The 25,630-nt window shown below is 63.4% G+C and carries 20 protein-coding genes; 19 read left to right on the top strand and 1 reads right to left on the bottom strand.

Translation table 11 applies throughout. The features are described 5' to 3' along the window. The first annotated feature begins 164 nt into the window (after positions 1-164). The 8 genes from murJ to ACY69P_RS01440 all read left to right on the top strand — a co-directional run bounded on the left by murJ (position 165) and on the right by ACY69P_RS01440 (position 9,398). Positions 165-1,499 (top strand): murein biosynthesis integral membrane protein MurJ, encoded by a 1,335-nt coding sequence (gene murJ / locus ACY69P_RS01475; RefSeq protein WP_462326342.1) that lies wholly within the window; start codon positions 165-167, stop codon positions 1,497-1,499. After that, the gene (locus ACY69P_RS01470) at positions 1,496-2,212 is read left to right on the top strand and encodes a class I SAM-dependent methyltransferase (RefSeq protein WP_462326341.1); all 717 of its coding nucleotides are present in this window, start codon (positions 1,496-1,498) and stop codon (positions 2,210-2,212) included. Before murJ ends, ACY69P_RS01470 begins: the two co-directional genes overlap by 4 nt. 4 nt (positions 2,213-2,216) lie before the next feature. Beyond that, positions 2,217-4,115, top strand: coding sequence for an asparagine synthase (glutamine-hydrolyzing) (asnB, locus tag ACY69P_RS01465; RefSeq protein ID WP_462326340.1), 1,899 nt, complete (start codon positions 2,217-2,219; stop codon positions 4,113-4,115). Next, positions 4,115-5,272 (top strand): glycosyltransferase, encoded by a 1,158-nt coding sequence (locus ACY69P_RS01460; RefSeq protein WP_462326343.1) that lies wholly within the window; start codon positions 4,115-4,117, stop codon positions 5,270-5,272. The genes asnB and ACY69P_RS01460 overlap by 1 nt, the downstream gene beginning before the upstream one ends. A 135-nt stretch (positions 5,273-5,407) precedes the next feature. After that, positions 5,408-6,253 (top strand): Fe-S cluster assembly protein NifU, encoded by an 846-nt coding sequence (gene nifU, locus ACY69P_RS01455; protein ID WP_462326339.1) that lies wholly within the window; start codon positions 5,408-5,410, stop codon positions 6,251-6,253. Then, positions 6,250-7,440, top strand: a complete 1,191-nt coding sequence (gene nifS / locus ACY69P_RS01450; RefSeq protein ID WP_459898006.1) for a cysteine desulfurase NifS — start codon at positions 6,250-6,252, stop codon at positions 7,438-7,440. The genes nifU and nifS overlap by 4 nt, the downstream gene beginning before the upstream one ends. A gap of 124 nt (positions 7,441-7,564) precedes the next feature. Further along, positions 7,565-8,503: a cysteine synthase A gene (gene cysK, locus ACY69P_RS01445; protein WP_462326338.1), complete on the top strand. Its 939-nt coding sequence runs from the start codon at positions 7,565-7,567 to the stop codon at positions 8,501-8,503. A gap of 13 nt (positions 8,504-8,516) precedes the next feature. After that, positions 8,517-9,398, top strand: a complete 882-nt coding sequence (locus ACY69P_RS01440) for a serine O-acetyltransferase (RefSeq protein ID WP_459898003.1) — start codon at positions 8,517-8,519, stop codon at positions 9,396-9,398. A gap of 89 nt (positions 9,399-9,487) precedes the next feature. Here the strand turns inward: ACY69P_RS01440 and ACY69P_RS01435 are convergent, their stop codons facing one another. Continuing rightward, positions 9,488-11,878 (bottom strand): sensor domain-containing diguanylate cyclase, encoded by a 2,391-nt coding sequence (locus tag ACY69P_RS01435; RefSeq protein ID WP_462326337.1) that lies wholly within the window; start codon positions 11,876-11,878, stop codon positions 9,488-9,490. Positions 11,879-12,253: 375 nt separating this feature from the next. On the opposite strand from ACY69P_RS01435, the gene ACY69P_RS01430 reads away from it, so the two are divergent. The 11 genes from ACY69P_RS01430 (at position 12,254) to ACY69P_RS01380 (ending at position 25,342) form a co-directional block, all read left to right on the top strand. After that, on the top strand, positions 12,254-12,436 hold the full coding sequence (locus ACY69P_RS01430) for a hypothetical protein (RefSeq protein WP_459897999.1): 183 nt from the start codon (positions 12,254-12,256) through the stop codon (positions 12,434-12,436). A gap of 12 nt (positions 12,437-12,448) precedes the next feature. Then, positions 12,449-12,853, top strand: coding sequence for a hypothetical protein (locus ACY69P_RS01425; RefSeq protein ID WP_462326336.1), 405 nt, complete (start codon positions 12,449-12,451; stop codon positions 12,851-12,853). A gap of 147 nt (positions 12,854-13,000) precedes the next feature. Beyond that, entirely contained in the window at positions 13,001-13,957 is a 957-nt protein-coding gene (locus ACY69P_RS01420; protein ID WP_462326335.1) for a DMT family transporter, read from the top strand. 50 nt (positions 13,958-14,007) lie between these two features. Beyond that, complete coding sequence (locus ACY69P_RS01415) at positions 14,008-14,979, top strand: deoxyhypusine synthase family protein (RefSeq protein WP_462326334.1); 972 nt, start codon at positions 14,008-14,010, stop codon at positions 14,977-14,979. A gap of 470 nt (positions 14,980-15,449) precedes the next feature. Then, positions 15,450-15,815: an ArsR/SmtB family transcription factor gene (locus ACY69P_RS01410; protein WP_462326333.1), complete on the top strand. Its 366-nt coding sequence runs from the start codon at positions 15,450-15,452 to the stop codon at positions 15,813-15,815. A gap of 77 nt (positions 15,816-15,892) precedes the next feature. Continuing rightward, positions 15,893-16,996 (top strand): SO_0444 family Cu/Zn efflux transporter, encoded by a 1,104-nt coding sequence (locus tag ACY69P_RS01405; RefSeq protein ID WP_462326332.1) that lies wholly within the window; start codon positions 15,893-15,895, stop codon positions 16,994-16,996. 603 nt (positions 16,997-17,599) lie between these two features. Then, positions 17,600-18,865: a metallophosphoesterase family protein gene (locus tag ACY69P_RS01400; RefSeq protein ID WP_462326331.1), complete on the top strand. Its 1,266-nt coding sequence runs from the start codon at positions 17,600-17,602 to the stop codon at positions 18,863-18,865. After that, the gene (locus tag ACY69P_RS01395; protein WP_462326330.1) at positions 18,865-22,365 is read left to right on the top strand and encodes an AAA family ATPase; all 3,501 of its coding nucleotides are present in this window, start codon (positions 18,865-18,867) and stop codon (positions 22,363-22,365) included. The genes ACY69P_RS01400 and ACY69P_RS01395 overlap by 1 nt, the downstream gene beginning before the upstream one ends. A gap of 8 nt (positions 22,366-22,373) precedes the next feature. Next, complete coding sequence (locus tag ACY69P_RS01390; RefSeq protein ID WP_462326329.1) at positions 22,374-22,631, top strand: DUF6899 family protein; 258 nt, start codon at positions 22,374-22,376, stop codon at positions 22,629-22,631. A 96-nt stretch (positions 22,632-22,727) separates the two neighbouring features. Further along, on the top strand, positions 22,728-23,666 hold the full coding sequence (fcl, locus tag ACY69P_RS01385; protein WP_462326328.1) for a GDP-L-fucose synthase: 939 nt from the start codon (positions 22,728-22,730) through the stop codon (positions 23,664-23,666). 47 nt (positions 23,667-23,713) lie between these two features. After that, positions 23,714-25,342, top strand: coding sequence for a sulfatase-like hydrolase/transferase (locus ACY69P_RS01380; RefSeq protein WP_462326327.1), 1,629 nt, complete (start codon positions 23,714-23,716; stop codon positions 25,340-25,342). Positions 25,343-25,630: the final 288 nt, after the last annotated feature.

Raw genomic sequence — 25,630 nt, 5'->3', positions numbered from 1 at the left:
CCCCATATGACAAGCCGCCCCGGACCACGCTCGGCCGGGGCGGCTGTGTTATGTCTGCCACGTCGCTAAACGCCCCTTCGCGTTGACAGAACTTTCCCCCTACGGCTACCTTACACTGATGCGTTCTCCGTCTGCGCCCGGTCTCTGATCAACGGGAGTCCCTTGTGCCGCAATCCCGATCCGCCTTTGCCAGCATTCTCGGCTCCGCGACGCTTATTGCGGCCCTGACCGCCGTGGTCAAACTCGGCGTGCTTGGCCGCGACATCATTGCGGCCCAGCGCTTTGGCACCGGCGAGGCCATGGACGTTTTCTCCATGGCTCTGGTGCTTCCGGTTTTTGCCGTGGGCATTCTTGGCGGCTCCTTTGGCTCCGCCGTCATTCCGGCCTACGTACGCACCACCACTCGGCTGGGACGCGATGCAGGCCAAGCCCTTCTTGGCGGCATCAGTCTGCTTGGCGGCGCGGCGCTCCTGACGGCATCAGTGCTGCTGGCTGTGTGCGCGCCCCTGTATGTCCCCCTTCTTGCCGGCGGCTTTGATGCCGCCAAAACAGCGGGCGTCGTCCGCGCCGTTCAAGTGCTGGCGCCATGGGTTTTCCTCAATGGCCTCGTCATGCTTGCCGCCAGCATTCTCAATGCCCAGCAGCGCTTTGCCGCCGCCGCGCTTTCCCCCATTACCACCCCCACAGCCACCATCATGCTGCTGCTTCTGTATCCACAGTGGGGCGTCATGTGCCTTGTGGGCGGACAAGTGGCCGGCGCGGCCTCGGAAATTCTTGTACTGCTCGTTGTCCTGCGCCGCAGGGGGCTGTCCCTGCGGCCCCGGTTAACCTTTCCGCGCGCCCCCTTGGTGGATGCAATTACCCAATACGCCCCCGCCCTTGGCGGCGCGGTACTCATGAGCAGTACGCTTGTGGTGGATAACGCCATGGCCGCCCACCTTCCCGCCGGAAGTGTCGCCACACTCAACTACGCCAACCGTCTCATCCTCCTGCCCATGGGCCTGACGGCCATGGCCCTTGGCAATGCGGCCATCCCCTACCTTGCCCAGCTGGTGGCGGAGGACAAAACCCCCGAAGCCTTTGCCGTTGTACGGACCACAGTCCGGCGCATTTTCCTGGGAGCCATTCCGGCGGTCGGCCTGCTCATTCTTGTGGCGGAACCAGCCATCACCATTGTGTTCCAGCGCGGGGCCTTTGCCGTGGACGATGCGCAGGCCGTGGCCCGCGTCTTCTCTCTGGCCGCTCTGCAACTGCCCTTTTACATCGCGTCCATTATGCTCATCCGGCTGATTGCGGCGCTCAGGCGTAATGCCCTCGTTGCCCGCGCCGCGCTCTACAACCTTGTGCTCAATATCATCCTCAACGCCGTGTTCATGCGCATTTTTGGCGTTGCAGGCATTGCGCTGTCCACATCGTGCGTCTACGCCTTTTCCTTCTGCTATGTCGCCCTTGCCCTGCGGCGCATCGCACGCTCCACCCCACCGGAGGCCGCATCATGAATCAGGAAGCCATCTGGACCTATTTTCAAACCAGCGGCGTCGCCTCCTTCGCGCACAGCCGCACCCGGTTGGAACATCTGGTACGCCTTGCCGCCGCCCATACCCGAAACCTGCCAGCCACTCCCGTCATGCTCAACATCGGCATAGGCAACGCCTACATTGAACGCGCCGCCGCGCAGCGCGGCTGGACCATGAAGGCCCTGGACATCAGCCCGGAAGCCGTCGCGGCACTGGACATACCCGGCGTTGAGGCCCACTGCGGGTCCATCACCGACATGCCCTTTGCCAGCGCAAGCCTTGACGCTGTGTTCTGCTCCGAGGTGCTGGAGCACCTCGGCAACGCCGACCTTGCCGCCGCCATCACAGAGCTCGCCCGCGTCCTCAAGCCGGAAGGACTTCTCCTCGGGACGGTGCCCCACGAGGAAACCCTCGCGGACTCCATCGTAGTCTGCCCCGACTGCGGCGTGCGCTTTCACCGCTGGGGCCACCAGCAGAGCTTTACCGTCCAACGCCTGCGGCAGTGCCTGACGCCGCAGTTCCTGCCCCGGCACACGGGGGTACAGTTCTACAGCTCCCGCTACCCGTACGGCCTGCGCAGCATGCTGGTACACTGGGCGCGGACCCTGCTCAGGAAGACTGGCATTGCACACGGCTACGCCAATATTGTGTTCACCGCCCAGCCCGCCCCACACAGCACCGCCAAGGAGCCCTAACCCCATGTGCGGCATTGCAGGATTTTGGACCACAGCGCCAGCCCCCCAGACCACACGGCGCGCCATCGCCAAACGCATGGCGGACGCCCTTGCCCACCGGGGGCCGGACGCCGAGGGGTTCTGGTGCCCCGATGACAGCGGAATCGCCCTCGCCCACCGCAGGCTGTCCATCCTCGACCTGTCGCCGCGTGGGGCCCAGCCCATGCATTCCGCAACGGGCCGCTACGTCATCACCTACAACGGCGAGGTCTACAATCACCACGACCTCCGTGTGGAGCTGGGCCGCCACGCCCCGGCCTTCAAGGGCACATCGGATACCGAAACCATCCTCGCCGCCATTGAGCACTGGGGGCTGGAAGCCGCCACGTCACGGTTTGTCGGCATGTTCGCCTTTGCCCTGTGGGATACGCAGACCCAGACCCTCTCGTTGGTCCGCGACAGGCTCGGCATTAAGCCCGTTGTCTATGGGCTGGCGGGGCAAGCTCTGCTTTTCGGCTCCCAGCTTGCGGCCCTGCGCGCGCACCCGGATTGCGACGCGCCCATGGACCGCAACGCGCTGACGCTCTACTTCCGCCACAATGCCATCCCGGCCCCATATACCGTCTACGAAGGCATCGCCAAGCAGCGCCCCGGCACCATCCTGACCTTCCGCGCTCCCGATGCACCACCGCAGGAAACCACCTACTGGAGCGCGCGCCGCATCTGGCAACAGGGGGCGCAGAATCCCTTTTCCGGCAGCCTTGATGACGCCGAGGACGAACTGGACGCGCTGCTTTCCAATGCCGTAGCCTGCCGCCTCCTCTCGGATGTTCCCCTTGGGGCGTTTTTGTCGGGCGGCATCGACTCCTCTACCGTGGCCGCACTGATGCAAAAGGCCAGTTCCACCCCGGTGCAAACCTTTTCCATCGGCTTCTCAGAGGCCGCCTACAACGAAGCACCCTACGCCGCAGCCATCGCCCGCCACCTCGGCACCGCCCATACCGAGGCCATTCTCACGCCACAGGACATGCTCCGGGCCATACCGGAACTCCCCCAGCATTGGGACGAGCCCTTTGCGGACTCCTCGCAACTGCCCACCCTCCTCGTAAACCGCATGGCGCGGCAGCATGTGACGGTGTGCCTCTCCGGCGACGGCGGCGACGAACTCTTTAACGGCTATTCCCGCTATTTTTGGACCCACCGTTTGTGGTCCATGCTCCGCAGGATACCGCGCCCCGTCCGCGCTGCGCTGCCGTCGCTGGCGCGCCTGCTTCCGCCCCGTGCGTGGAACGTCCTCGGGCCGCGCGGCCAACGCCTGCGCTGGCGGCTGGACGGGCTGGCCTCGCCAAACCATGCCGCGCTGTACCGCTTTCTTGTGTCGCACTTCAAACATCCAGACCGCCTTGTCCTTGGCGGCACGGAACCACAGCCCCCAACACCGCCGGAGGACGACGACCTGTGGCGGGCCATGAGCCTGACGGACATTGAAGGCTACCTCCATGACGACATCCTGACCAAAGTGGACCGCGCCTCCATGGCCGTCGCCCTTGAAGCACGGGTTCCCATCCTTGATCACCGGGTCGTGGAATTTGCCGCCCGCCTGCCCTCGGCGCACAAGATTCAAGGCGGCGCCGGAAAGCACGTGCTACGCCGCGTCCTGCACCGTTATGTTCCGCCCCGCCTCGTGGAGCGCCCCAAGATGGGCTTTGCCGTGCCCATCGAACACTGGCTGCGCACGGACCTGCGCGACTGGTGCGAGAGCCTGCTTGACGAAAACCGCCTGCGGCAGGACGGCTACCTTGATGTGGCCACGGTGCGCCGCATGTGGACCGAGTACCGCGACGGCGAGTCCAACTGGTACTACTACCTCTGGGACGTCCTCATGTTTCAGGCGTGGCTTGATGCGTGGAAGCGGGGGACGTGATGCGCATCCTTTTCCTTGCCCGTTCACTGGAAACTGGCGGCGCGGAGCGCCAAATCGTGTGCCTTGCCAACGGCCTTGCCGCACTTGGGCATGATGTGGGCATTGCGGTTTTTTACTCGGGCGGAGGGTTTGAAGAAGACCTGCGCGGCGTCTCCCTCTTGCCACTAGGCAAGACCGGGCGCTGGGACCTGTTCAACTTCCTCATACGCCTTCGCAGCGCGGTCCGCGGCTTCGCCCCGGACGTGCTGTACAGCTTCATGACGCCGCCCAATATCCTTAGCGTGCTTTGTCCCGTCTCGTGCCGGGTGTGGGGGGTGCGAGCCTCTGACATGGATTTGTCCCAATACGACTGGATGCACGCGGCCTCCCACTTCATTGAGGCGCGCTTTTCCCGTTTTGCCTCCTGTATCATCGCCAACTCCCATGCCGGGGCCGCTGTGGCCCGCAAGCGGGGCATGCCCGCAGGCGCACTGTGCGTTGTCCCAAACGGCATAGATACTGACGCATTCTCGCCAAAGGCTTCCTCCCCGCACGAAACCGCCCAGCGCCGCCATGCTTGGGGGGCCGACAATGACGCCCCAGTCATCGCCCTTGTCGGCCGCATCGACCCTATGAAGGACCACGCCACGTTCCTCCGCGCCGCGGCAAAGCTCGTCTCTGGCGTACCCAATCTGCGCGTGGTCATCGTCGGGGGCGGGGACAACGCCCTGCGCACACGGCTGACGGAGCAGGCCGCCGCCCTCGGCCTCACGCAGCACATCGTCTGGCACGGCCCAGAACACGATATGCCGCGCCTCTACCCCGCCCTTGATGTGCTGTGCCTCACCTCGGCGTGGGGTGAAGGCTTTCCTAATGTTGTGGGTGAAGCCATGGCCTGCGGCGTTCCCTGCGTGGTGACCGACGTTGGCGACGCCGCCCATGTTGTCGGGGAAGCCGGACGGGTGGTCCCCCCCGAAAACCCAGCGGCCATCGCCGCCGCCGTCCGCGCCCTGCTCAGCCTGCCTCATGATGAACGCCGCCGCCTCGGGCACGCCGCCAGACAGCGCATCATCGACGTCTTTTCCGTCAAGGCCATGCTCACCACAACCCAAACGCACCTCCGCCGCGCCAAAGACACGTGCGGAGCGCGCTCAAAACAGGTACATTCCCGCTCATGACGGGCACTGCGGAACCAATTTCTGAAAATTTGACATGCATCACTTCCCTCTGGAAGAATTCGGACTTATACTCTCAACAATGCTTCAGCCCGGAGAGGAATAAACCGGCCGGGCGAAACGCCAGGAGGCAATCCCATGTGGGAATATACCGATAAAGTGAAGGAATTTTTTCTGGAGCCGAAGAACGTCGGTGCCCTTGAGGACGCCAACGCCATCGGCGAGGTAGGCAGCCTTGCCTGCGGCGACGCGCTCAAGCTCTTCCTCAAGATTGACGACAACGGCGTCATCACGGACGCCACGTTCCAGACGTTTGGCTGCGCCAGCGCCATTGCCTCCAGCTCCGCCCTCACGGAACTGCTCAAGGGCAAGACCGTGGACGAGGCACAGTCCATCACCAACAAGGACATCGCAGAATTCCTTGGCGGCCTGCCGAAGGAAAAGATGCACTGCTCCGTCATGGGGCAGGAAGCGCTGGAAGCCGCCATTAAGAACTTCCGCGGTGAAAAGGTCGAAAAGGTCGAGCTGGAAGGCGAACTGGTCTGCCACTGCTTCGGCGTTACGGACGAAGCCATCCGCCGCGCCATCCGCGAAAACGACCTCAAAACCGTTGAAGAAATCACCAACTTCACCAAGGCCGGTGGCGGCTGCGGCGACTGTGTCCCCCAGTTGGAAGAACTGCTGCACGAAGTGCGCGGCGAAAAGGCACCCGCCCCTGCCGCCTCTGAGGACGCAAAGCCCCTCAGCAACATCCAGCGCATGCAGCTGGTCATGAAGGCCGTTGACGAAGAAATCCGCCCCCGCCTGCAACAGGACGGCGGCGATATAGAACTTGTAGACATCACCGGCACCGTGGTTCAGGTGGCCCTGCGCGGCTCCTGCACCAACTGCCCCTCCAGCCAGCTGACGCTGACGGACTTCGTCCAGAAAACCCTCCGCGATCAGGTGGATCCTGAAATCGTGGTCAAGGAGGTCTCCGCATGAGCCAGCGCGCCATCTACCTCGACAACAACGCCACCACGCAGGTCGCGCCGGAAGTCCTTGACGAGATGATGCCCTATTTCTCCGAGCTGTACGGCAACCCGTCCTCCATGCACACCTTTGGCGGACAGGTTGGCGCCAAGCTCGATGAAGCCCGCCAGCGCGTGGCCACAGGCCTTGGCTGCGAGCCGGGAGAAATCATCTTCACCGCATGCGGCACGGAAGGCGACAACACCGCCATCCACTCCGCCCTTGCCGCCCAGCCGGACAAGCGCCACATCATCACCACCAAGGTGGAGCACCCCGCCGTGCTCAATGTGGTGCAAAAGCTGGAAAAGAAAGGCTACGACGTCACCTACCTGGGCGTGGACGAAAAGGGCAATCTGGACCTTGAGGAACTCAGGGCCAGCCTGCGCCCGGACACGGCCCTCGTCTCCGTGATGTACGCCAATAACGAAGTGGGGAACATCTTCCCCATCCCGGAGATTGCCCGCATCGTCAAAGAGCACGGCGCGCTCATGCATACCGACGCCGTGCAGGCCGTGGGCAAGGTGGACATTGACCTGAAGACCCTGCCCGTGGACTTTTTGGTGCTCTCCGGCCACAAGCTGCACGCGCCCAAGGGCGTTGGCGCCCTGTACGTCCGCCGCGGCACCCCCTTCCGCCCCTTTATGCTGGGCGGGCATCAGGAACGCGGCCGCCGCGCCGGTACGGAAAACACCGCAGGCATCATCGCCCTTGGCAAGGCCGTCGAACTGGCGACCCAGCACATCGAGGAAGAAAACACCACGGTGAAAGCCCTGCGGGACAATCTGGAACAGGGCCTGCTGAGCGCCATAGACGACGCCCGCATCAACGGCGATCCGGATAACCGCCTGCCCAACACCACCAACATCTCCTTCAAGTACGTTGAGGGCGAGGCCATCCTGCTGCTTATGGACCGCCTGCACATCTGCGCCAGCTCCGGCTCGGCCTGCACATCCGGCAGCCTTGAGCCGTCGCACGTGCTGCGCGCCATGGGCGTGCCCTTCACCTTTGCCCACGGGTCCATCCGCTTCTCCCTGTCGCGCTACACCACGCAGGAAGATGTGGACCTTGTGGTTAAGGAAATGCCCGCCATCATCACGCGCCTACGCGAGATTAGCCCCTTCCGCGGCGACGACTCCGAGCTGCCGCCCTGTACCTGTTGATATGCCCTTCCGGCCCGGAAGCGCCCCGCGGCGTTTCCGGGCCATATTTCCATCCCGGACAATACCATCTTTCGGAGGCCGCACCCCGGCCCCCGCAACCGCCGACCAAAGGACACATCCGGCCATGAACATTGCTAGGGACATGACGGAACTTGTGGGCAAGACGCCTCTGGTGTACCTGAATGCAGTGACACAGGGCTGCGCCGCAACCGTTGCCGCCAAATTGGAATTTTTCAACCCCTGCGGCTCCGTCAAGGACCGCGTGGGGGTGAACATGCTTCTCACCGCCGAGCAGCAGGGCATCTTGAAGCCCGGCGCAACGGTGGTGGAACCCACCAGCGGCAACACCGGCATCGGCCTTGCCCTGATGTGCGCCGTACGCGGCTATCGCCTCATCCTGACCATGCCCGAAAGCATGAGCATAGAGCGGCGCAAGCTGCTTGCCGGATTTGGCGCTGAAATCCGCCTGACGCCGGCTGCGGAGGGAATGTCCGGCTCCATCGCCACAGCCCAGCGCATTGTGGACGAAACGCCCGGCGCGTTCATGCCCCTGCAGTTCGACAATCCGGCCAACCCCGCCATCCACTCCTGCACCACCGCCCATGAAATATGGGACGACACCGACGGCGGCGTGGATATCTTTGTTGCCGGGGTCGGCACAGGCGGCACCCTCAGCGGCGTTGCCAAAACGCTGAAGGGCGAAAAGCCCGGCGTAAAAATCGTGGCAGTGGAGCCTGCCGAATCCCCGGTCATTTCGGGCGGAGCGTCCGGTCCGCACGGGATTCAGGGCATTGGCGCAGGCTTCATCCCCAAGAACCTTGACGTGAGCCTTGTGGACGAGGTGACGCCCGTGCCCACGGACGACGCCCTCGCCATGGCGCGCCGCCTGATGCGTGAAGAAGGCATCATGTGCGGCATCTCCGCCGGTGCGGCAGTGCACGCCGCCGTGGAGCAGGCAAAGCGCCCCGAAAACGCAGGCAAGCTCATCGTCACAATCATCCCCGATACCGGCGAACGGTATCTGAGCACGCCCCTGTTCACTCAGGATAAGCAGCAGGGCTAAAGAGAGGAATCACATGGGTTTCATGGACGACGTCATCGACAGACTGTGCGAGCCGGGTTCCTACGAATCCGTCTACCACAGCCCCAAACGGCACGCGCCCATGCCCTCGGTGGAGGTTCTCACCGAGGTCGTGAGTCGGCTGCGCGCCGTGCTGTTTCCCGGCTACTTCGGCCACTCCGAAGTGGAAGCCGAGAGCATGCGCTATCACATCGGCACCAACCTCGATAAAATCCGCCGCCTGCTCACGGACCAGATTAACCGTGGCAAGTGTTTTGTCTGTGTGGCGGAGAACCGCGACTGTACCAAGTGCGAGGATGAAGCCGAGGAGACCTGTCGAGCGTTCATCGAATCCCTGCCCGAACTGCGCCGCCTGCTGGTGACGGACGTCATGGCCGCCTATGAGGGCGACCCCGCAGCCGTTGGCCCCGGCGAGACGATTTTCTGCTACCCCAGCATTCTCGCCGTCACCAACTACCGCATTGCCAACCGGCTGCACACGCTGGGCGTGCCGCTCATTCCGCGCATCATCACGGAAATGGCGCACTCCGCCACCGGTATAGACATCCACCCCGGCGCAACCATTGGCGAGCATTTCTTCATCGACCACGGCACAGGCACCGTCATTGGCGAAACCTGTGTCATCGGCCGCAAGGTGCGCCTGTATCAGGGCGTCACCCTCGGCGCGAAGAGCTTCCCCAAGGGCGACGACGGCAAGCTCATCAAGGGCATCCCCCGTCACCCCGTGGTGGAGGATGGCGTTGTGGTCTACTCCGGCGCCACTATTCTTGGTCGCGTCACCATTGGCGAGGGCGCGGTCATTGGTGGTAATGTCTGGCTTACCCGCGACGTCCCAGCCGGAACGCGCGTCCTGCAGACCCCGGCGGGCGAAGAATAGCCCCAAGCCCCCTTACGCAAACGACAAACGGGCCGGATGCCATGGCATCCGGCCCGTTTTTTATGCGGTGTAGAGCGCGTGGTGGCGGGTTAGGACTCGCCGCGTTCGCCCTCCGGCGCATCATCCCCATTCTTTGAATCCTTTTTACGCTCGTCCTCAGCGGCTGCGCTGTCCGGCGGCGTGCGGTCCGCCTTGTCGCCGGAATCCGGCGCTGCGCCGTCCTGCGCGGCGCGCTGCGTGCGCACGCCTTCGCCGTTGGCCACGGCGGTGACGGGCTTAGCCAGCTGGACCTGATTCCGTCCGCCCTCCTTGGCCGCATACAGCGCCGCGTCCGACGTGGCGATAAGCGTTTCCGTACTGGTGGCGTAGGCGGGATACTCGCTGACGCCAAGGGAGACGGTCACGGTGAGCTTTTCCTCGCCGTGGCGCACGGCCATACGCTCGGCCACGGTCGTGCGCAATTCCTCGGCGCGGCGGTAGGCGTCATCGGCGGCGGCGCCGGGCAGAATAAGCACAAATTCCTCCCCGCCAAAGCGGCAGGCAATGTCCTCATGGCGGCTGAACAGGCGCAGGGTTTCGCCGAGTTTGCGCAACACCTCATCGCCCAGTTCATGCCCGTAGGTGTCGTTGAAATTCTTAAAGTGGTCCACGTCCAGCATAATAACGCTCAGCGGCTGCTCATGGCGCTGGGCACGGCTAAACTCGCGGGCAAGGGATTCTTCCATGTGCCGGCGGTTGTACAGGCCGGTGAGCTGGTCGCGGATGGACTGCTCGCGCAGGGATTCGCGCAGGCGCAGGTTGGAAAGGGTCAGCGCCACGTGTTCGGAAATAGCCACAAGGTGCTGCTCCATGCCCGTGGCGTAGCGGTGCAATCGCTCCGGCTCCATGGAGGTGGTGTCAAAGGCGAAGCGCGAGGTCAGCAGACCAGTGACCTTGCCATGGGCAATAAGGGGCACACAGATGAATCCCGTCTCCGGCTCGTTGGCAAAGTGCGGACACACCGGGCCTTCACCCGGACGCTCCACCACATGCACCTGCCCGCGCCGAAGCGCCCAGCATCCCTCACGGGAAAAGAGCGGACGGCTGCACTGGTCCCCGCCCCATGACGCCACACACTCCAGCAGGCTGGATTCATCGTCATAAATATTCAAGGACCCTGCCGTGCCGGGAAGCAGGCTGGAAGCGTTGGACGCCACAATGCGGTAGATTTCCTTCTCCGTACGGCAGGCCTGCAGAAAGTCCACCATGGTATTGATGCGCACCGTGGCCCGGTTGCGCCGCTCAAGGCGCTCCACGGCGTTATTCAAATCGCGGTTGATGGCCGAGAGCTTGGTGTTGGCAAGGGCGCTTAGGCGCGTTGCCCGCGCCACAATCCACGATCCACCAAACACCAGCAGCATCAGCACGCCATACATCATGCCGTACAGCCGCCGTGAGGACGCCTGCTCCTTGTGCAGGGTCTGCGGCGTAATGTGCGAAAGAATGGTCCAACGGTAGGGGACCTCTCCCACGCCCAGCGCGCGCACACGGGCCGTGCGCATAACACGGCGGGCCTCCTGCTCCACCACCGAGAGCGGATGGATAATGCCATAACTCGTGATGCCGCTGTGGGTATGGAACTGCCCCACCTCGCTCCCGGTCAACAGGCGTTCCCACAGTGCCGGGTATTCCTTGGCAAAGGTCATGGAGCGCTTGTTCTCGAACATGAAGCCCCATTCCTTGCTGGGCGAGGGAGCAAGCATCCAGTAGCCCTGCGCATTGAGCATCATCAAATCGCCCGGAGAGTTCACGTGTTGGCGCTTGAGTTCGTTGAGCATCTGCCGCCCCTCAAAATTCAGTACCAAGAACCCAAGGCGCGTGCCCTCGGCATTATGCACCGGGGCCACAATGCGGAGCATGGGCTTGTACGGCAGTTCCAGAGTGCCCTGCTCCACGTTGAGGTCAAAGGGCGAAACAAACAGCTCGTTACGGCGAAGGGGCACCGCGTGCTTAAAGTAGTACCGCTCGCCCTTCCTTTGCAGCTGCGCCTCGGGGACGATGTGCGCCGCGCCCATATCATACTGCACGCGCAGGCATTCGTCCCCGTTGGTATCCAAAAAGCGAATCTGATCATACCGCCCGCGCACCACGGCAAAGCTCTTGAGCATGGCATGCAGGGAGGACGTTTCACTTTCGCCATATTTTTCGGAAAAGATGACAGGCAGGGCGTCCTTCTCCACAGTGGCAAACACCCCGCGCAGAAAGACAAGGTCGGACACCACGTCGCGCAGGTCGCGCACCACGTCGACACGCTCCATGGCCATACGGTTTTCTTCCATGGCCTTGAGGGACTCGGTAATGCGCTCGGCGTCCTTGACATACAGCAGGATGGACCCCGCCGTCAGAATAACGGCCAGCGGCAAAAAAACGCGCAGAAAATGCCACGCAATGGGGGCGAGGCGTCGCAACAACGGCTCCTGCTGGACAGGTGCTTGGGCCATGAACTCTCCCGGATGTATCGTGCAGGGGTGCTGGTTCCACCAGCGGTATTTTATCCACAATGTGTGTATTGGGCCCGAAAGTCAACGTTTGCCGTGCGGCAACAGTTTTCAGCCCTTTCGGGACGTTATTCCGACAGAACTGCTAGAGGATTCCGCCCTCCACCCTCCATATGCAAAACAGTCCGCCGTCTCCTTGCCCGGTCACGCGCGGCGCGCCGCAGTCCGCCCCCGCCTCTGCATGCCATACAAGACGGCGCAGCTGTCAAGAAAGCCGCGCTTTCTCTTTGCACCAGTGCATACTTGATGCTAATCTTGTCTTGTTATCCACCCTCAGCATGTTCGCCTCTTCACGCAGGCGGCGCAGGAGCACAGTTCATGGCGGCTGGCGACAGAAAGCAACTCACCCTCCGCATCCCGGCAGAAACACACAAAAAACTGCGCATCCTTGCCGCCGTTCATGACACAACCATGACCGAATACTTCATTACCCTTGTGGATGACGCCTACGAGCGCGAAAACCGCCACAAAGGACCAGTGCAGCTCAAGCTGCCAACCTAAAAGGAGGCACACATGAAGGGCAAAACCACACGCGCCACATCCGGCAGGCCGACGGCCCGGCCCACAGTCACACTGAAAAGCGACACCGGCCCGGCCATCACCTTCACCGGCATCCAATACGCCGCCACATCGTTTTTTGAGGACGACGCCGTCACCCTGACCCGCCAGCACCTCTACCGCGCGGCATGCGGCGACCACGCCATCGCCATCACCTCCATCAACGAATCCTGCCGCCTGCGCCGCGCCTACCGCATTGGGCACACAGACGAAGAATGCACCCTCTCCGACGGTGAGATTACCATTACCATGCCCACGTCACTGCTGAACGTTCTGGTGGACGCGCTGTGCGGCATTGATCATGAACAGCAGCGCGCCGCATGCGGCGACTCCAACACCGAGGAGGCCCCGGCCCTGTAGCGTCCATCTCGCATGCGCCCCGCCGCCCCTGCGGCCCCTTCTTTTCCCCGTGCCACCGCGGGGCAAGGGCGCAGCACGCCGCACTGCACGCCGCAGTGGCGCATGAGCCACGCAGGTTCTCTTCATCTCCTACGCCACACGGCAGACATGCGCCGTACGCTATCCATTGCGCTTGAGCACAAAGCGCGATATTGCGTTACGGCTATGCACACACGAACTCTCCGCGCGAACATACTTCTTCTTTTGACTGCGGCCATTTGGGGGTCCGGATTCGTTGCCCAGCGCTCCGGCATGGACTACGTCGGCCCCATGACCTTCAACGCCTTCCGCTTTGCCCTTGGGGCGCTGTCCCTTGTGCCGCTGGTCATCTGGCATCACCAGCGCGGCGTTGCCGCCATCAGTCCCGGCGTTTCCCGCCGCTTCGCCCTGCTTGGCCCCTGCATTGCCGGTGCGGCGCTGTTTGGCGGCGTGTCACTGCAACAAATCGGCCTCATGTACACCACGGCGGCCAAGGCCGGCTTTATTACCGGGCTGTATGTGGTGATTGTGCCGTTCATCGGCCTCATCCTGCGCCAGCGCCCCGGCGTCGGCGGCTTTGTGGGCACCTTTTTCGCGGCCATCGGGCTGTATCTGCTCTCCGTCACCAAAGACTTTACCCTTGCGCCGGGCGACGCCTTCGTCATCGCGGGCGCGGTCATCTGGGCCTGCCATGTGCATGTGCTGAGTTGGCTCTCGCCCAAGCTGGACGGCGTGCGCCTCGCCTTTGGGCAGTTTAGCGTGGTGTCGCTCTTGTGCTTTGTCTGCGCCTTCATCTTTGAGGACATCACCGTCGCCAGCCTCAGCGCGGGATGGCTGCCTATCGTCTACGGCGGCATTATGCCCGTGGGCGTCGCCTTTACCCTGCAGGTCATCGCCCAAAAGGACGCCCCGGCCACTCACGCGGCCATCATCCTCAGCATGGAGGCCCTGTTCGCCGCCATCGGCGGTTGGCTCATCCTTGATGAGACGCTGACGCCGCGCGGCATGGTTGGCTGCGCGCTGATGCTCACCGGCATGCTTACGGCCCAGCTGTGGCCGGACAAAAAAGCCGCCGCAACCGCGTAACCTTTCCGGCGCCCCGCGCCACCTCAGCCTTAACCAAGGAGCCTTGCAGAATGACGGCCATAAGCTCGTTCATGGAACAGCACTTCAAACACTTCAACGCCCGCGAAACGCTGGACGCCGCCAAGGCATGGCGCAAGCTCCTTGACGGTGGGGGAAAGATGTTCCTGTCCATGGGCGGCGCCATGAGCACCGCCGAACTGGGCATTTCCCTTGCTGAAATGATCCGCGCGGGCAAAGTCCATGGCATCTGCTGCACCGGCGCGAACCTTGAGGAAGACGTCTTCAACCTGCTCTCCAACCGGGACTATGAAATCCTGCCCAACTACCGCGACCTGACCCCGCAGCAGGAAGAAGACCTGCGCGACAGGGGCATGAACCGCGTAACGGATACCTGCATCCCCGAAACCATCATGGTGCACATTGAGCACGAACTGAACGACGTCTGGGCCGAAGCCGCCGCCTCTGGCGCGGCGCGCTTTCCCTACGAATACCTCTACGAGGTGCTGGACACCCCCGGCCTTGAGGAGCACTTCCACATCCCGCGCGAGCATTCGTGGCTTTTGGCCGCCAAGGAGATGGGCATCCCCATCTACACCCCGGGCTGGGAGGACTCCACCCTCGGCAATGTGTACTGCGCCAACGTCATGCGCGGGGTCATCCCCAATCATGGCGCCATCAAGACCGGCACCCAGCAGCTGGAGCATTTGGCCTGCTGGTACCGCGAGCAGGCGCAGGAAGGCACCCCGGTGGGCTTCTTCCAGATTGGCGGCGGCATCTCCGGCGATTTCAGCATCTGCGTGGTGCCCATGCTGATTCAGGACTGCTACGAGGACGACACCCCCTTCTGGGCCTACTTCTGCCAGATTGGCGACTCCACCACGTCCTACGGCTCCTACTCCGGCGCGCCGCCGAACGAAAAAATCACCTGGCACAAGCTGGCCCCGGATACCCCGCGCTTCATGATCAATTCCGACGCCACCATCGTTGCGCCGCTCATCTTTATGTACGTCCTCGGCAACTAAACGCCCTCTCCACGGCCCGGCATATGCCGGGCCGTTTTGCGTACCGGGAAGAGGCGGCAGGCCCCCGCATGCAACAGCCCCGCGCCGCATTTGTGCAGAGACGCGCGTCGTCCTCCCGCCCCAGCGGCGCCTCCCTTCCACACACGCCCGGCAGGCAGCTTCACCTCTCATTTGACCTCTCGGGCACGCTCCCCACGCCACTTCACCGCTCCGCGCGCTCCGTGTCTGCCCTGCCACATTACATTCCCCGTCCCCGCACCGCTTTGTCGCCTGCCTCTGCGTCGCCCTTTCCTGCGGCGTCGCCCTTCCCCCAGTGCTCCACACGTTGCCGTCAAAAAAATCCTCCATTGCTTTCAGGGACTTTTCCGCCACCGCGCCCACCCCCCCCACGCCGGGGTTGACGGCGCGCGCTGTGGTCATTATTGAACAATTAAACATATGAACAACTGCTCATATATTCAGGAGACCATATGACACCCACAACCTGCGAAGTGCACTGCGAACACGACGACGCCATCGCCCGCGTTGGCCAGCGGATGCTGGACGAGCGCACCGTTACCGGGCTGGCAGACATCTTCAAGGTGCTTGGCGACCCCACACGCGTGCGCATCCTGCACGCGCTTTCCGTTGAGGAGCTGTGCGTGTGCGATATCGCCGCGCTGCTCTCCATGTCCTCATCCGCCGTCTCCCACCAGCTGCGTCTGCTGCGTCAGGCCAAACTGGTGCGGAACCGCAAGGTCGGCAAATCCGTCTTCTACGCCCTTGATGACGACCATGTGCGCCTGCTCATGGGGCAAGGTCTTGCCCACGTGCTTGAGGACCGCAGCGCCACCTAGCGTGGTCCGGCCAGCGCACGCCACACTCCAACGCCCTGCCGGGTCGCGCACATTCGCCCCGGCACACAGGAGACGATATGAACTTTCTCGCCACTTTCGCCAGCGAAACGTGGATTGTCCTCAATGAAGCCGCGCCCTTTGTGCTGTTCGGCTTTCTTGTATCCGCCCTCGTCAAGGCCTTGGTGCCCGACGACTTTGTGGCGCGGCACCTTGGACGCTCGTCGTCCGGGTCCGTGTTCAAGGCCGCACTGCTTGGCATTCCCCTGCCACTGTGCTCCTGCGGCGTCATCCCCACGGCGGCGGGCCTGCGCAAACAGGGCGCCAGCCGCGGCGCAACCACGTCCTTTCTTATCTCCACACCCGAAACCGGGGCGGATTCCATTGCCGTCACATGGGCGCTGCTTGACCCCATCATGACAGTGCTGCGTCCGCTGGCGGCCTTCATCACCGCCACGGTGGCGGGCCTGCTGGTGAATATCCTCCCCGACGAGCCGGAAGCCACCCGCGGGGCGGAACTGCCCATGGCCTCCTCCTGCGGGTGCAGCGGCGGATGCTGCGAAGCGGACTCCGCCAGCGCCCACAAGCCCCCGTTTCTCACCCGCCTCAAGGACGCCCTGCGCTACGCCTTTGGCGAGATGCTCTCGGACATCGGCATGTGGCTGCTTATCGGCGTGCTGGCCGCTGGCTTCATCGGCGCGCTGGTCCCCGCCGGATTCTTTGAAGACTACCTCGGCGGCGAATTCTCCTCCCTTGTCATCATGATGGTTGTGGGCGTGCCGCTGTACGTGTGCGCCACCTCCTCCACCCCCATTGCGGCGTCCATGGCCCTCAAGGGGCTGTCCCCCGGCGCGGCGCTGGTCTTCCTGCTGGCTGGTCCCGCCACCAACACGGCCACCATCGCCGTTGTGGCGCGCATTCTTGGGCGCAAGGCCGTGGCTGTATACATCGGCGCCATCGCCCTGTGCGCCCTTGGCCTTGGTTGGCTCACCAACCGCCTCTACGCCGCCCTCGGTACGGACATCTCCGCATGGATGAACCGCACGGAAGTGGAATCCGTCACCCCCTTCACCATGGTCTGCGCCATCGCCCTCGTTGTGCTGGTCATCCTCAGCATGAGGCAGAGCGGGCACGACCACGCCCATGACCACGCGCACGACCCCGCCAACGACTGCTGCCACTAACTGCCCCCTCAAAACCACGCCGCCAGCGCCCAAAATGCCGGGCACTGGCGGCTTTTGAATTTTCTCCCAAAAAAGTGGGGAAATTCATTGTCTGCACAAACACACAGCAACATGCCGCAAGCACTGCACAACACTGCAAAGCGAAACACCACACACTGCACAAACGCATTTTTTACACTCCAAAAAGCCTTGACTTCCGCGCCACACGTTTTACAGTTGAGTCAACAGGAATTGTCCTGACCCGATACACACAGCACGTGTGTCACCTTAACAGGAGGTAATGTGCGACAAGAGCCCCAGCTCCATACCGGGCGTGCAGAGACGCCCCTGCAGGGAACCTGCCGCGCATGACTATTCCCAAGGGCTGACAGCCAGTGACTGGCCCGGGAGTCTGTCGGATAACCGATACAGCGCATCTGGCGGGTTCTTTTTTTGCCCTTTTTCCTCCTTTTCCGGCCACTTTGCCGCCGCCCTGCCGCCCTCTGCGGCAGTCCCCCCCGCGGCGCACCCAGCCTGTCCGCCCTTGTGGATTCCCCTCCCGATTTCGTGTACCTAACGACCTGACGACAACGACATCACACAAAGCGGGACCACACACACCATATGCTCACGTTTATCCATGCCGCGGACATCCATCTTGATAGTCCGCTCAAAGGCCTTGAACGCTACGACGGCGCGCCCGTGGACGACGTCCGCGGCGCATCGCGGCGCGCGCTGACGTCCCTCGTGGACATCATCATTGATGACAATATCCCCCTCCTCGTCCTTGCCGGAGACGTCTACGACGGCGACTGGAAGGACTTTCAGACCGGGCTGTTCTTCGCCAGCCAGATGACGCGCCTGCGCGAGGCCGGGACCCATGTTGTGCTCATCCGGGGCAACCACGACGCCCAAAACAAAATGACGCGTTCCCTCACGCTGCCCGCCAACGTGCACGTCCTCAGCGCCAACCGGCCCGAGACGGTGCGCTTTGACGACATCGGCGTTGCCGTACACGGCCAGAGTTTTGCCGGGGCCACAGTGACGGAGAACCTTGCCGCAAACTATCCTCCCCCCGTTCCGGGGCTGTACAATATTGGTCTACTGCACACGGCGGTGGCGGGCGTTGACGGCCACGCCAACTACGCCCCCTGCACGCAGACGGACCTTGCCGCCCATGGCTACGACTATTGGGCGCTCGGCCACGTGCATGACCACAAGGTGCTGGTGGAAACGCCGCCCGTCATCTACAGCGGCGTGCTTCAGGGCCGCAACATCCGCGAAACCGGCCCCAAGGGCTGCGTGCGCGTGGATGTGGACGACAGCGGGCACACCGCCTACCGCTTTCTGCCGCTGGACGTCATGCGTTTTGCCCGCGTTGCCGTGGACGCCACGGATGCGCCGGACACCGCCGCCATCTGCGACCGCTTCCTTGCCGCCATGGAGCGCCACCTTGCCGAGGCCGAGGGACGCCCCCTCGCCATGCGCATTCACCTTTCCGGCCCCTGCGCGGCCCACAGCGCCCTCGCCGCCGACCCGGAAGCCGCGCAGAACCTCCTGCGCACGGCGGCAACGGATGCCAGCGGTGGCTCCGCATGGGTTGAAAAGGTCATCGACGAAACCACCACCCCCATCGACATCGACGCCCTGCGCGATTCCGACACCCCACAAGGCGACCTTGTGCGCTTTTTGGATGAGCTGGAAGTCAGCGGCGAAGCCTTTGCCGAACTGGGCATCGACTTCAAGGACCTGCGCGCCGCCCTCTCCCGCAGCGGCGCAGCGGACATCACCCTGCCGGACCTAGACGACCCCGCCCAGCGCGCCGCACTCCTGCGCGACGTGCGCGAACTTGTGCTGCCGCGCATCAGCGGGGCCGGGGAGGCGTCCTAATGCTGCTTCGCGCCCTGCACCTTGCCGCCTACGGTCCCTTCACCGACGCCACGCTGGACTTTCCCGCCAAGACCGGCGGCCTGCACGTGGTGTTCGGCCCCAACGAAGCGGGCAAAAGCTCCGCCCTGCGCGCGGTGACGAACCTCTTTTACGGCATCCCCCACGCAACGCAGGATAATTTTGTGCATCCCAACAAGGCCCTGCGCATCGGCGCGGAGCTTGTAAACGGCACGGGCGAGAGCATCCGCCTCACCCGCCGCAAGGGCCGCAAGAACACCCTGCAGGACGACAGCGGCGCGCCCATGGACGAGGCCGTCCTCGCGCGCCTGCTCTCCGGCGTGGACCGCGACATGTTCGAGGCGCTCTTTGGCATCAGCCACCAGACCCTCGCCCAGGGCGGGCGCGACATCCTCAGCGCGGGCGGCAGCCTTGGCGAAAGCCTCTTTGCCGCAGGTTCCGGCATCGCCCACCTGCGCGACACCCTCAGCGCCCTTGGCGCAGAGCAGGACGCGCTGTTTAAAGGGCGCGGCAGCAACCCGCGCATCAACAGCGCCCTTGCCACTCTCAAGCAGCACCGGCAGGACGAGCGCGACGCCGCCACCACGCCCGAAGAATTCACGGAACTGGAGCAGGAACTCACCACGCACGAAACCCGCCGCTCCGCCCTGCAACAGACCATTGGCGACCTCACCCGCCGCATGAGCCGCCTGCAGCGTCTTGGGGACGCGCGCCCCGTTGTCAGCCGCCAGCACTCCCTGCGTGAGGAACTCGCCGCCGTAGCAGGCGCCCCCCTGCTGCCTGATGATTTCCCCTCCCGCCGTCACGACGCCCTTGCCGCACTCAGGAGCGCGGACACCCGCACGGCGGACCTCTGCGCGGCCATCGACGCCCTTGAGGCCGACATTGCCGCCCTTGATATCCCGCAGGCGCTCCTTAACGCCACGTCGCGCATAGAGAGCCTGACCCGCACCGAGGAAACCCACCGCAAGGCCCTGACGGACCGTACCGCCCTGACCCGCGAAAGCCGCGAGCACGCGGAACAGGCGGAGCGTCTGCTCCACGCCTTGCGCCCGGACCTCTCCCTTGAGGACGCGGAGACCATCCGCCTGACGGACCACCAGATGGCGGCCATCACCCACGCCGCCAAACAGCTGACCCTCATGCAGGACCGCGAGGACCGCGCCAGCCGCGCCCACGCACAGGCCCAGCAAGCCCTCGCCCACCAGCGCGAGGCTCTCGGCGCACTGCCCCAGCCAGCCGACGTCACGGCCCTTGCCAATATTCTTGAACAAACCCGCGCCCACGGCGACCTGCGCAAGCAGTACACCGACGCCTGCACCCGCCTAAGCGCCCTTCAGGAGAAGGCCACCAGCGCCCTGCGCCGTATGGGCCTGCCGGACGCCACACTGGAGACCGCCGAGCAGTTGCCCGTGCCGCCGGTGGAAACCGTCCGCAATATGGAAAAGGAATTCCGCGCCCAACAGGACCGCGAGACAGCCGCGCACACCGCCCTCGACCAAGCCCGCGCCGCCCTGCGCGACAGGCAGGCCGAACTGGACCACCTGCGCTCTGGCGGCGAGGTCCCAAGCCGCGACACCCTCACCGCCCTGCGCCAGCACCGCGACGGGGCATGGCAGCTTGTCCGGCAGGCGTGGACCGCCGGGGACGAATCTTTCCGCGACAGCTACCCCACGCCGGACGCCCTTGCCGACGCGTTCCAGTCCGCCATAAACGAAGCCGACAACGCCGCCGACACCCTTTTCCGCGACGCAAAGCGCGTCACCCGCACTGACGCCGCGCGCCAAGAAAGTGCCCGCCTTGAAGCCGACATCGCCCGCCTTGAAACGGAATCCGCCGCCCTCAGCGACCAGCGTGCCGCGCTAGAGCGTAGCTGGGTCGCCCTGTGGGAGCCTGCAGGCATCACCCCGCACGACCCCGAAGGCATGCTCAGTTGGCTCAAGGACCTGACGGCCCTGCGCACCGTGGACGCCGCAGAAATCCGCGACCAGCGCGGCATTACGGAAAACATCGCCAGCACTGTCTGCGCCTGCCGCGACGATATCCTCGCCTGCCTGCGCGACCTTGGCACCGACCTGCCGCCGGACACCAAGCTTCAGCACGCCGTTGCCGCTGGTGACGATATGGTCCGCGCCGCCGAAGCCGCACGCCGCACACGCGAGGATGCAGACGCGGAACTCCGCCGCCTTGAGCGCGCCGCCAAGGACGCAGAGGCCGCCCTTGCCGACGCACAGGCCGCCGCCCGCGACGCCCGCGACGCATGGGAGAGCGCCCTTGCGCCCCTCGCCATGCCCAGCGGCGCCAAGCCCGACATGGCGGAGACCATCACCGGCACGCTGACCAAGCTCTTCACCACCCTTGATGCCCGCGCCCGCACGGAGCGCCGCATCACGGACATCACCGCCGATTACGACGCCTACGCCAAGGACGTCCGAGCCGCCATCGCCGACCTTGCGCCAGACCTTGAGGGACTCGACGCGCTGGACGCCGTCCCCCGCCTTGGTGACCGCCTTGCCACGGCCGCCGCCAACAACCAGCGCCACATTCTGCTCACCGACCAGCTTCAGGCCAAGCGCTACGAACTCGCCACCGTCACCGCCGCCGCGCAGGAAGCCGCCGCCGTGCTGGAAGCCCTGCGCGCCGAAGCGGGCGTCGCCAGCACCGACGAATTGCCGCAGGCCGAGGAACGCTCGCGCATCCGCCGCCGCGCCGAAACCGGACTGCGCGAGGCCGAAGAGCAACTGCGCACCTTCCGCGGCGGAGAAGACGCCGAAGCCTTTATCAAGGACGTTCTCGCCACGGACCCCGACGCCGCCGCGGCCGAACTGGCCGAACTGGAACGCCGCAAGGCCGACGCCGAAGCCCAGCGCAGCGAGTTGGAACGCGCCATCGGCAGCCTCCAGTCCCGCCGCGAGGCCATGGACGGCACCTCCCGCGCGGCCCGCAGCGCCGAACTCGCGGAGCAGACCCTTGCCGCCATTCAGACGGATGCGGACCGCTACATCCGCCTGCGCCTCGCCCACACGGTGCTCGCCCACGCCATTGAGCGCTACCGCAAGGCGCATCAAACACCCGTTCTCACCCGCGCCAGCGAGCTGTTCTCGCGCCTGACTCTGGAGTCCTTCAGCGGTCTGCAACAGGACATCGACGAGCGCGACACTCCGGTCATCGTGGGCGTTCGAAACGGCGAGGACACCGTCCCGGTCACCGGCATGAGCGACGGCACGCGCGACCAGCTCTACCTGAGCCTGCGCCTTGCCGCGCTGGAACGGTATCTGGACGACAACGCCCCGCTGCCCTTTGTGGTGGACGATATCCTTGTGCACTTTGACGACGAGCGCTCCGCCGCCACCCTTGGCGTCCTTGCCGAGCTTGCGCGGCGCACGCAGGTCATCTTCTTCACCCACCACGAGCGCCTGTGCGAAATCGCCGCAGACGCCGTGCCACAGGACATTCTCAACACCATCCGCCTCCCGCGGTAGGAGCCGCCATGCCCTACATCACTCAGGACCGACGCGACAGTTTCGACGACGCCCTGCGCACCTTGGCAGACAACGTCACCAGCGAAGGGGAGCTCAACTACTGCATCTACAAGCTGGCAACCCTTGTTGTGGAACGCACCGGCGAGAGCTATACCAAGCTGGCCATGTGCTCCAGCGCCATGGAGCACGCCAAGCTGGAGTGGTACCGCAAGCGCCTCGCGCCCTATGAGGATGTGAAGATTGCCGAAAACGGCGATATAGAATAAGCCTTTCGCACATATTTCATGACGCACAGCGCGCCGCCCAGCACCCTGCGGCGGCGTCTACGCGCGTCTTCTCTCAGCAACCACACGAGACTGAACATGCATCCTGATTCCCGCATTTACGTCGCCGGACACCGCGGCCTTGTCGGCTCCGCCATCATCCGGAGCCTCCAGCGCGCCGGTTTTTCGAACATCATCACCGCCACGCACAAGGACTGCGACCTCACCGAGCAGCAGGCCGTGCGCGACTTTATGGCAGAGCGAAAGCCCGACTATATCTTCATGGCCGCAGCGCGCGTTGGCGGCATCCTCGCCAATGCCTCGCGCCCTGCGGACTTCATCCGCGACAACCTCGCCATGCAGACCAACATCATTCATGAGGCATGGCGCTCCGGCGTCACAAAGTTCCTGTTCCTCGGCTCCTCGTGCATCTATCCCAAGTTTGCGCCCCAGCCCATGAAGGAAGAACACCTCCTCACCGGCGAACTGGAACCCACCAACGAGTGGTACGCCATCGCCAAAATTTCGGGCATCAAGATGTGCCAGGCCTACCGCCGTCAGCACGGTTTTGACGCCATCAGCCTCATGCCCACCAACCTCTACGGCCCCGGCGACAACTTCGACTTGGAATCCTCCCACGTCGTCCCCGCCCTGCTGCGCAAATTCCACGAAGCCAAACTCGACGGCGCGCCCAGCGTCACCGTCTGGGGCTCCGGCTCCCCGCGCCGCGAATTCCTGCACGTGGACGACATGGCCGACGCCAGCCTGCACCTGATGCAGCACTACACCGGCGAAGACATCGTCAACGTCGGCGTCGGCAAGGATATGACCATCCGTGAACTCGCCGAATGCATCCGCGACACCGTGGGCTACACCGGCGACATCACCTTCGACACCTCCCGCCCCGACGGAACACCCCAAAAACTGCTGGACACCACCCGCCTCACCGCCCTCGGCTGGACCCCAACCCGCCCCCTGCGCCAAGGCCTCGCCGAAACCTACCAGTGGTACCTGTCTACAGAAGATAGACGGATGTAACCCGCGGGGCCGTCGCCCCGCTGCTTTACCCCGCACAAGGATACATTATGACGCCTCTCAAACGCTTTGGCCTCGGCTATGCCGCTTTTGCCTCATTCAGCCTGTTCATTGGGCTTTTTCTCTTTTTCAGCACGTTCCGCATATTTTTCCTTGCCGATACTGCGCGCTCGCTCCTTATCGACATGCTCTTTGCCGCGCCGCTTCTCATCCTTGGGCGCTTTGGCATTGTCTACCTGCTTCTCGCCCTCGGTTTCCTCGGCGTTAGCTGCGTACTAAACATTCTGCACATTGCGACCTACACCTCTGTGCTCTCGCCCTTTGCCATCCAAGCAATCATCGAGACCACACCTAAAGAGGCGAGTGAACTGCTGGTGGAGCAATTTTCATTTATTAAGCTCGCCCTGTGCTTGGCATGCTGGGTCGTCCCCAGCTTGTGCCTCAACGCCTACCGCAAGCTTAGGTCCGCCCCGATAACTAAAATGGGGCAGGCGCTTATTGCCTTCTTCCTTATCGCCAGCGGCGTCATTGGCTTTAAAGCCTACGATGAAGGCTTTAAGCTTCTGAGCTCCCACCACGGCTACATGAGCGTGTGGAGCGTGAACCGCTACTTCAACGAGCTCCGCTCCATTAAACTGGCATCCGAAGATTTCGATCCCGCCAGCCTTGGAGAACTCTCCATACAAAACGCCCCCGACACATTGGTCATTATCGTTGGCGAGTCCGCCAACAGAAACCACATGGGGATTTACGGCTACCATAGGCAAACCACTCCCAAGCTGGCCGCGCTGCAAAATGAAATTACCGTCTTCGACGATGTCATTTCACCCGCAACGCACACCATCCCCAGCCTCAAGCAGTGCCTGCGTTTTCCTGCCAAGGACCTCGAAGACTCCTACTCCATCATTGATGTGCTCAATGCCGCGGGTTACAAGACCTATTGGTTCTCAAACCAGCCGGTCATCAGATCCATGACCAATGTTTTGGAAACCATGAACAGCCACTGCAAGGTGCGCAAATACGTCAACCTTTCCCGCAACGCAGGGAAGACCTGCACCTACGACGAGGCTATGCTCCCCCTGCTGGACAAAGCGCTTCAGGACAGCGCCCCGAAGAAAGCCATTTTCCTGCACCAAATCGGCTCGCACCTGTCCTATTCCCTGCGCTATCCGCACTCGTTCAACCACTTCAACACTGTTGACGACATCCCGTCCCAGCCGTGGTTTGACGACAAGCACAAAAAGAACATCAACGAGTACGACAACAGCATCTACTACACGGACTGGTTCGTCTCCGAAGTCATCAACACCATGAAAAACGGTGGCCCAAAAAAGAGCGCCGTGCTCTATTTCTCCGACCACGGCCAAGATGTCTACGACAGCCGCGACATCAGAGGGTGCTCCGAAGCCTATCCCTCCCGGCATATGGTCGAAATCCCCTTTGTCACTTGGCTTTCGCCGCAATACGCGGCCAATGCGCCCAGCCTTGCGCAGCGCATCAAAGCCCGCAAGCTCACCCCCTACAGCTCCCGCACCCTCTCCATCACCATTGCGCAGCTTGCCGGGATTTCCTTTACCAAAATGCAACACAGCGCAGGACTCTTTGCCCCGGAGTACGCCATACCCAAAGTGCGCATGACCAGCCACAAGGACTACTCCACCCTGCGTGAAGCCTCGTAGCAACCTCGCGGCTTTCTCACAGCAACCAACACCGGCCGGGCATTTTTATGTCCGGCCGGTGTCTTATAGAAGAGAAGGAAAGAGGGCCTTCGGCGACTTAAGGAAATAATTTCCTTAAGAATCCTTATACTTTTCTGGGCGGGGGCCGCCCAGAAAAGAGGGGTGGGGTGTGGCGTCGTGTGTGGGGGGGGCTCTTCCGTATTCTTTTCGCCTCGTTCAACGGGGATGCTCACCGCCCCCAAAATTCTCCACACAGACGAGAGCCGTCAGGGGTGACGGCTGTGCCAT

The sequence above is a fragment of the Desulfobaculum sp. genome (genome assembly GCF_054921475.1).
The sequence above is the reverse complement of the archived record's forward strand: the minus strand, read 5'-3'. Positions and strand labels throughout refer to the sequence as shown.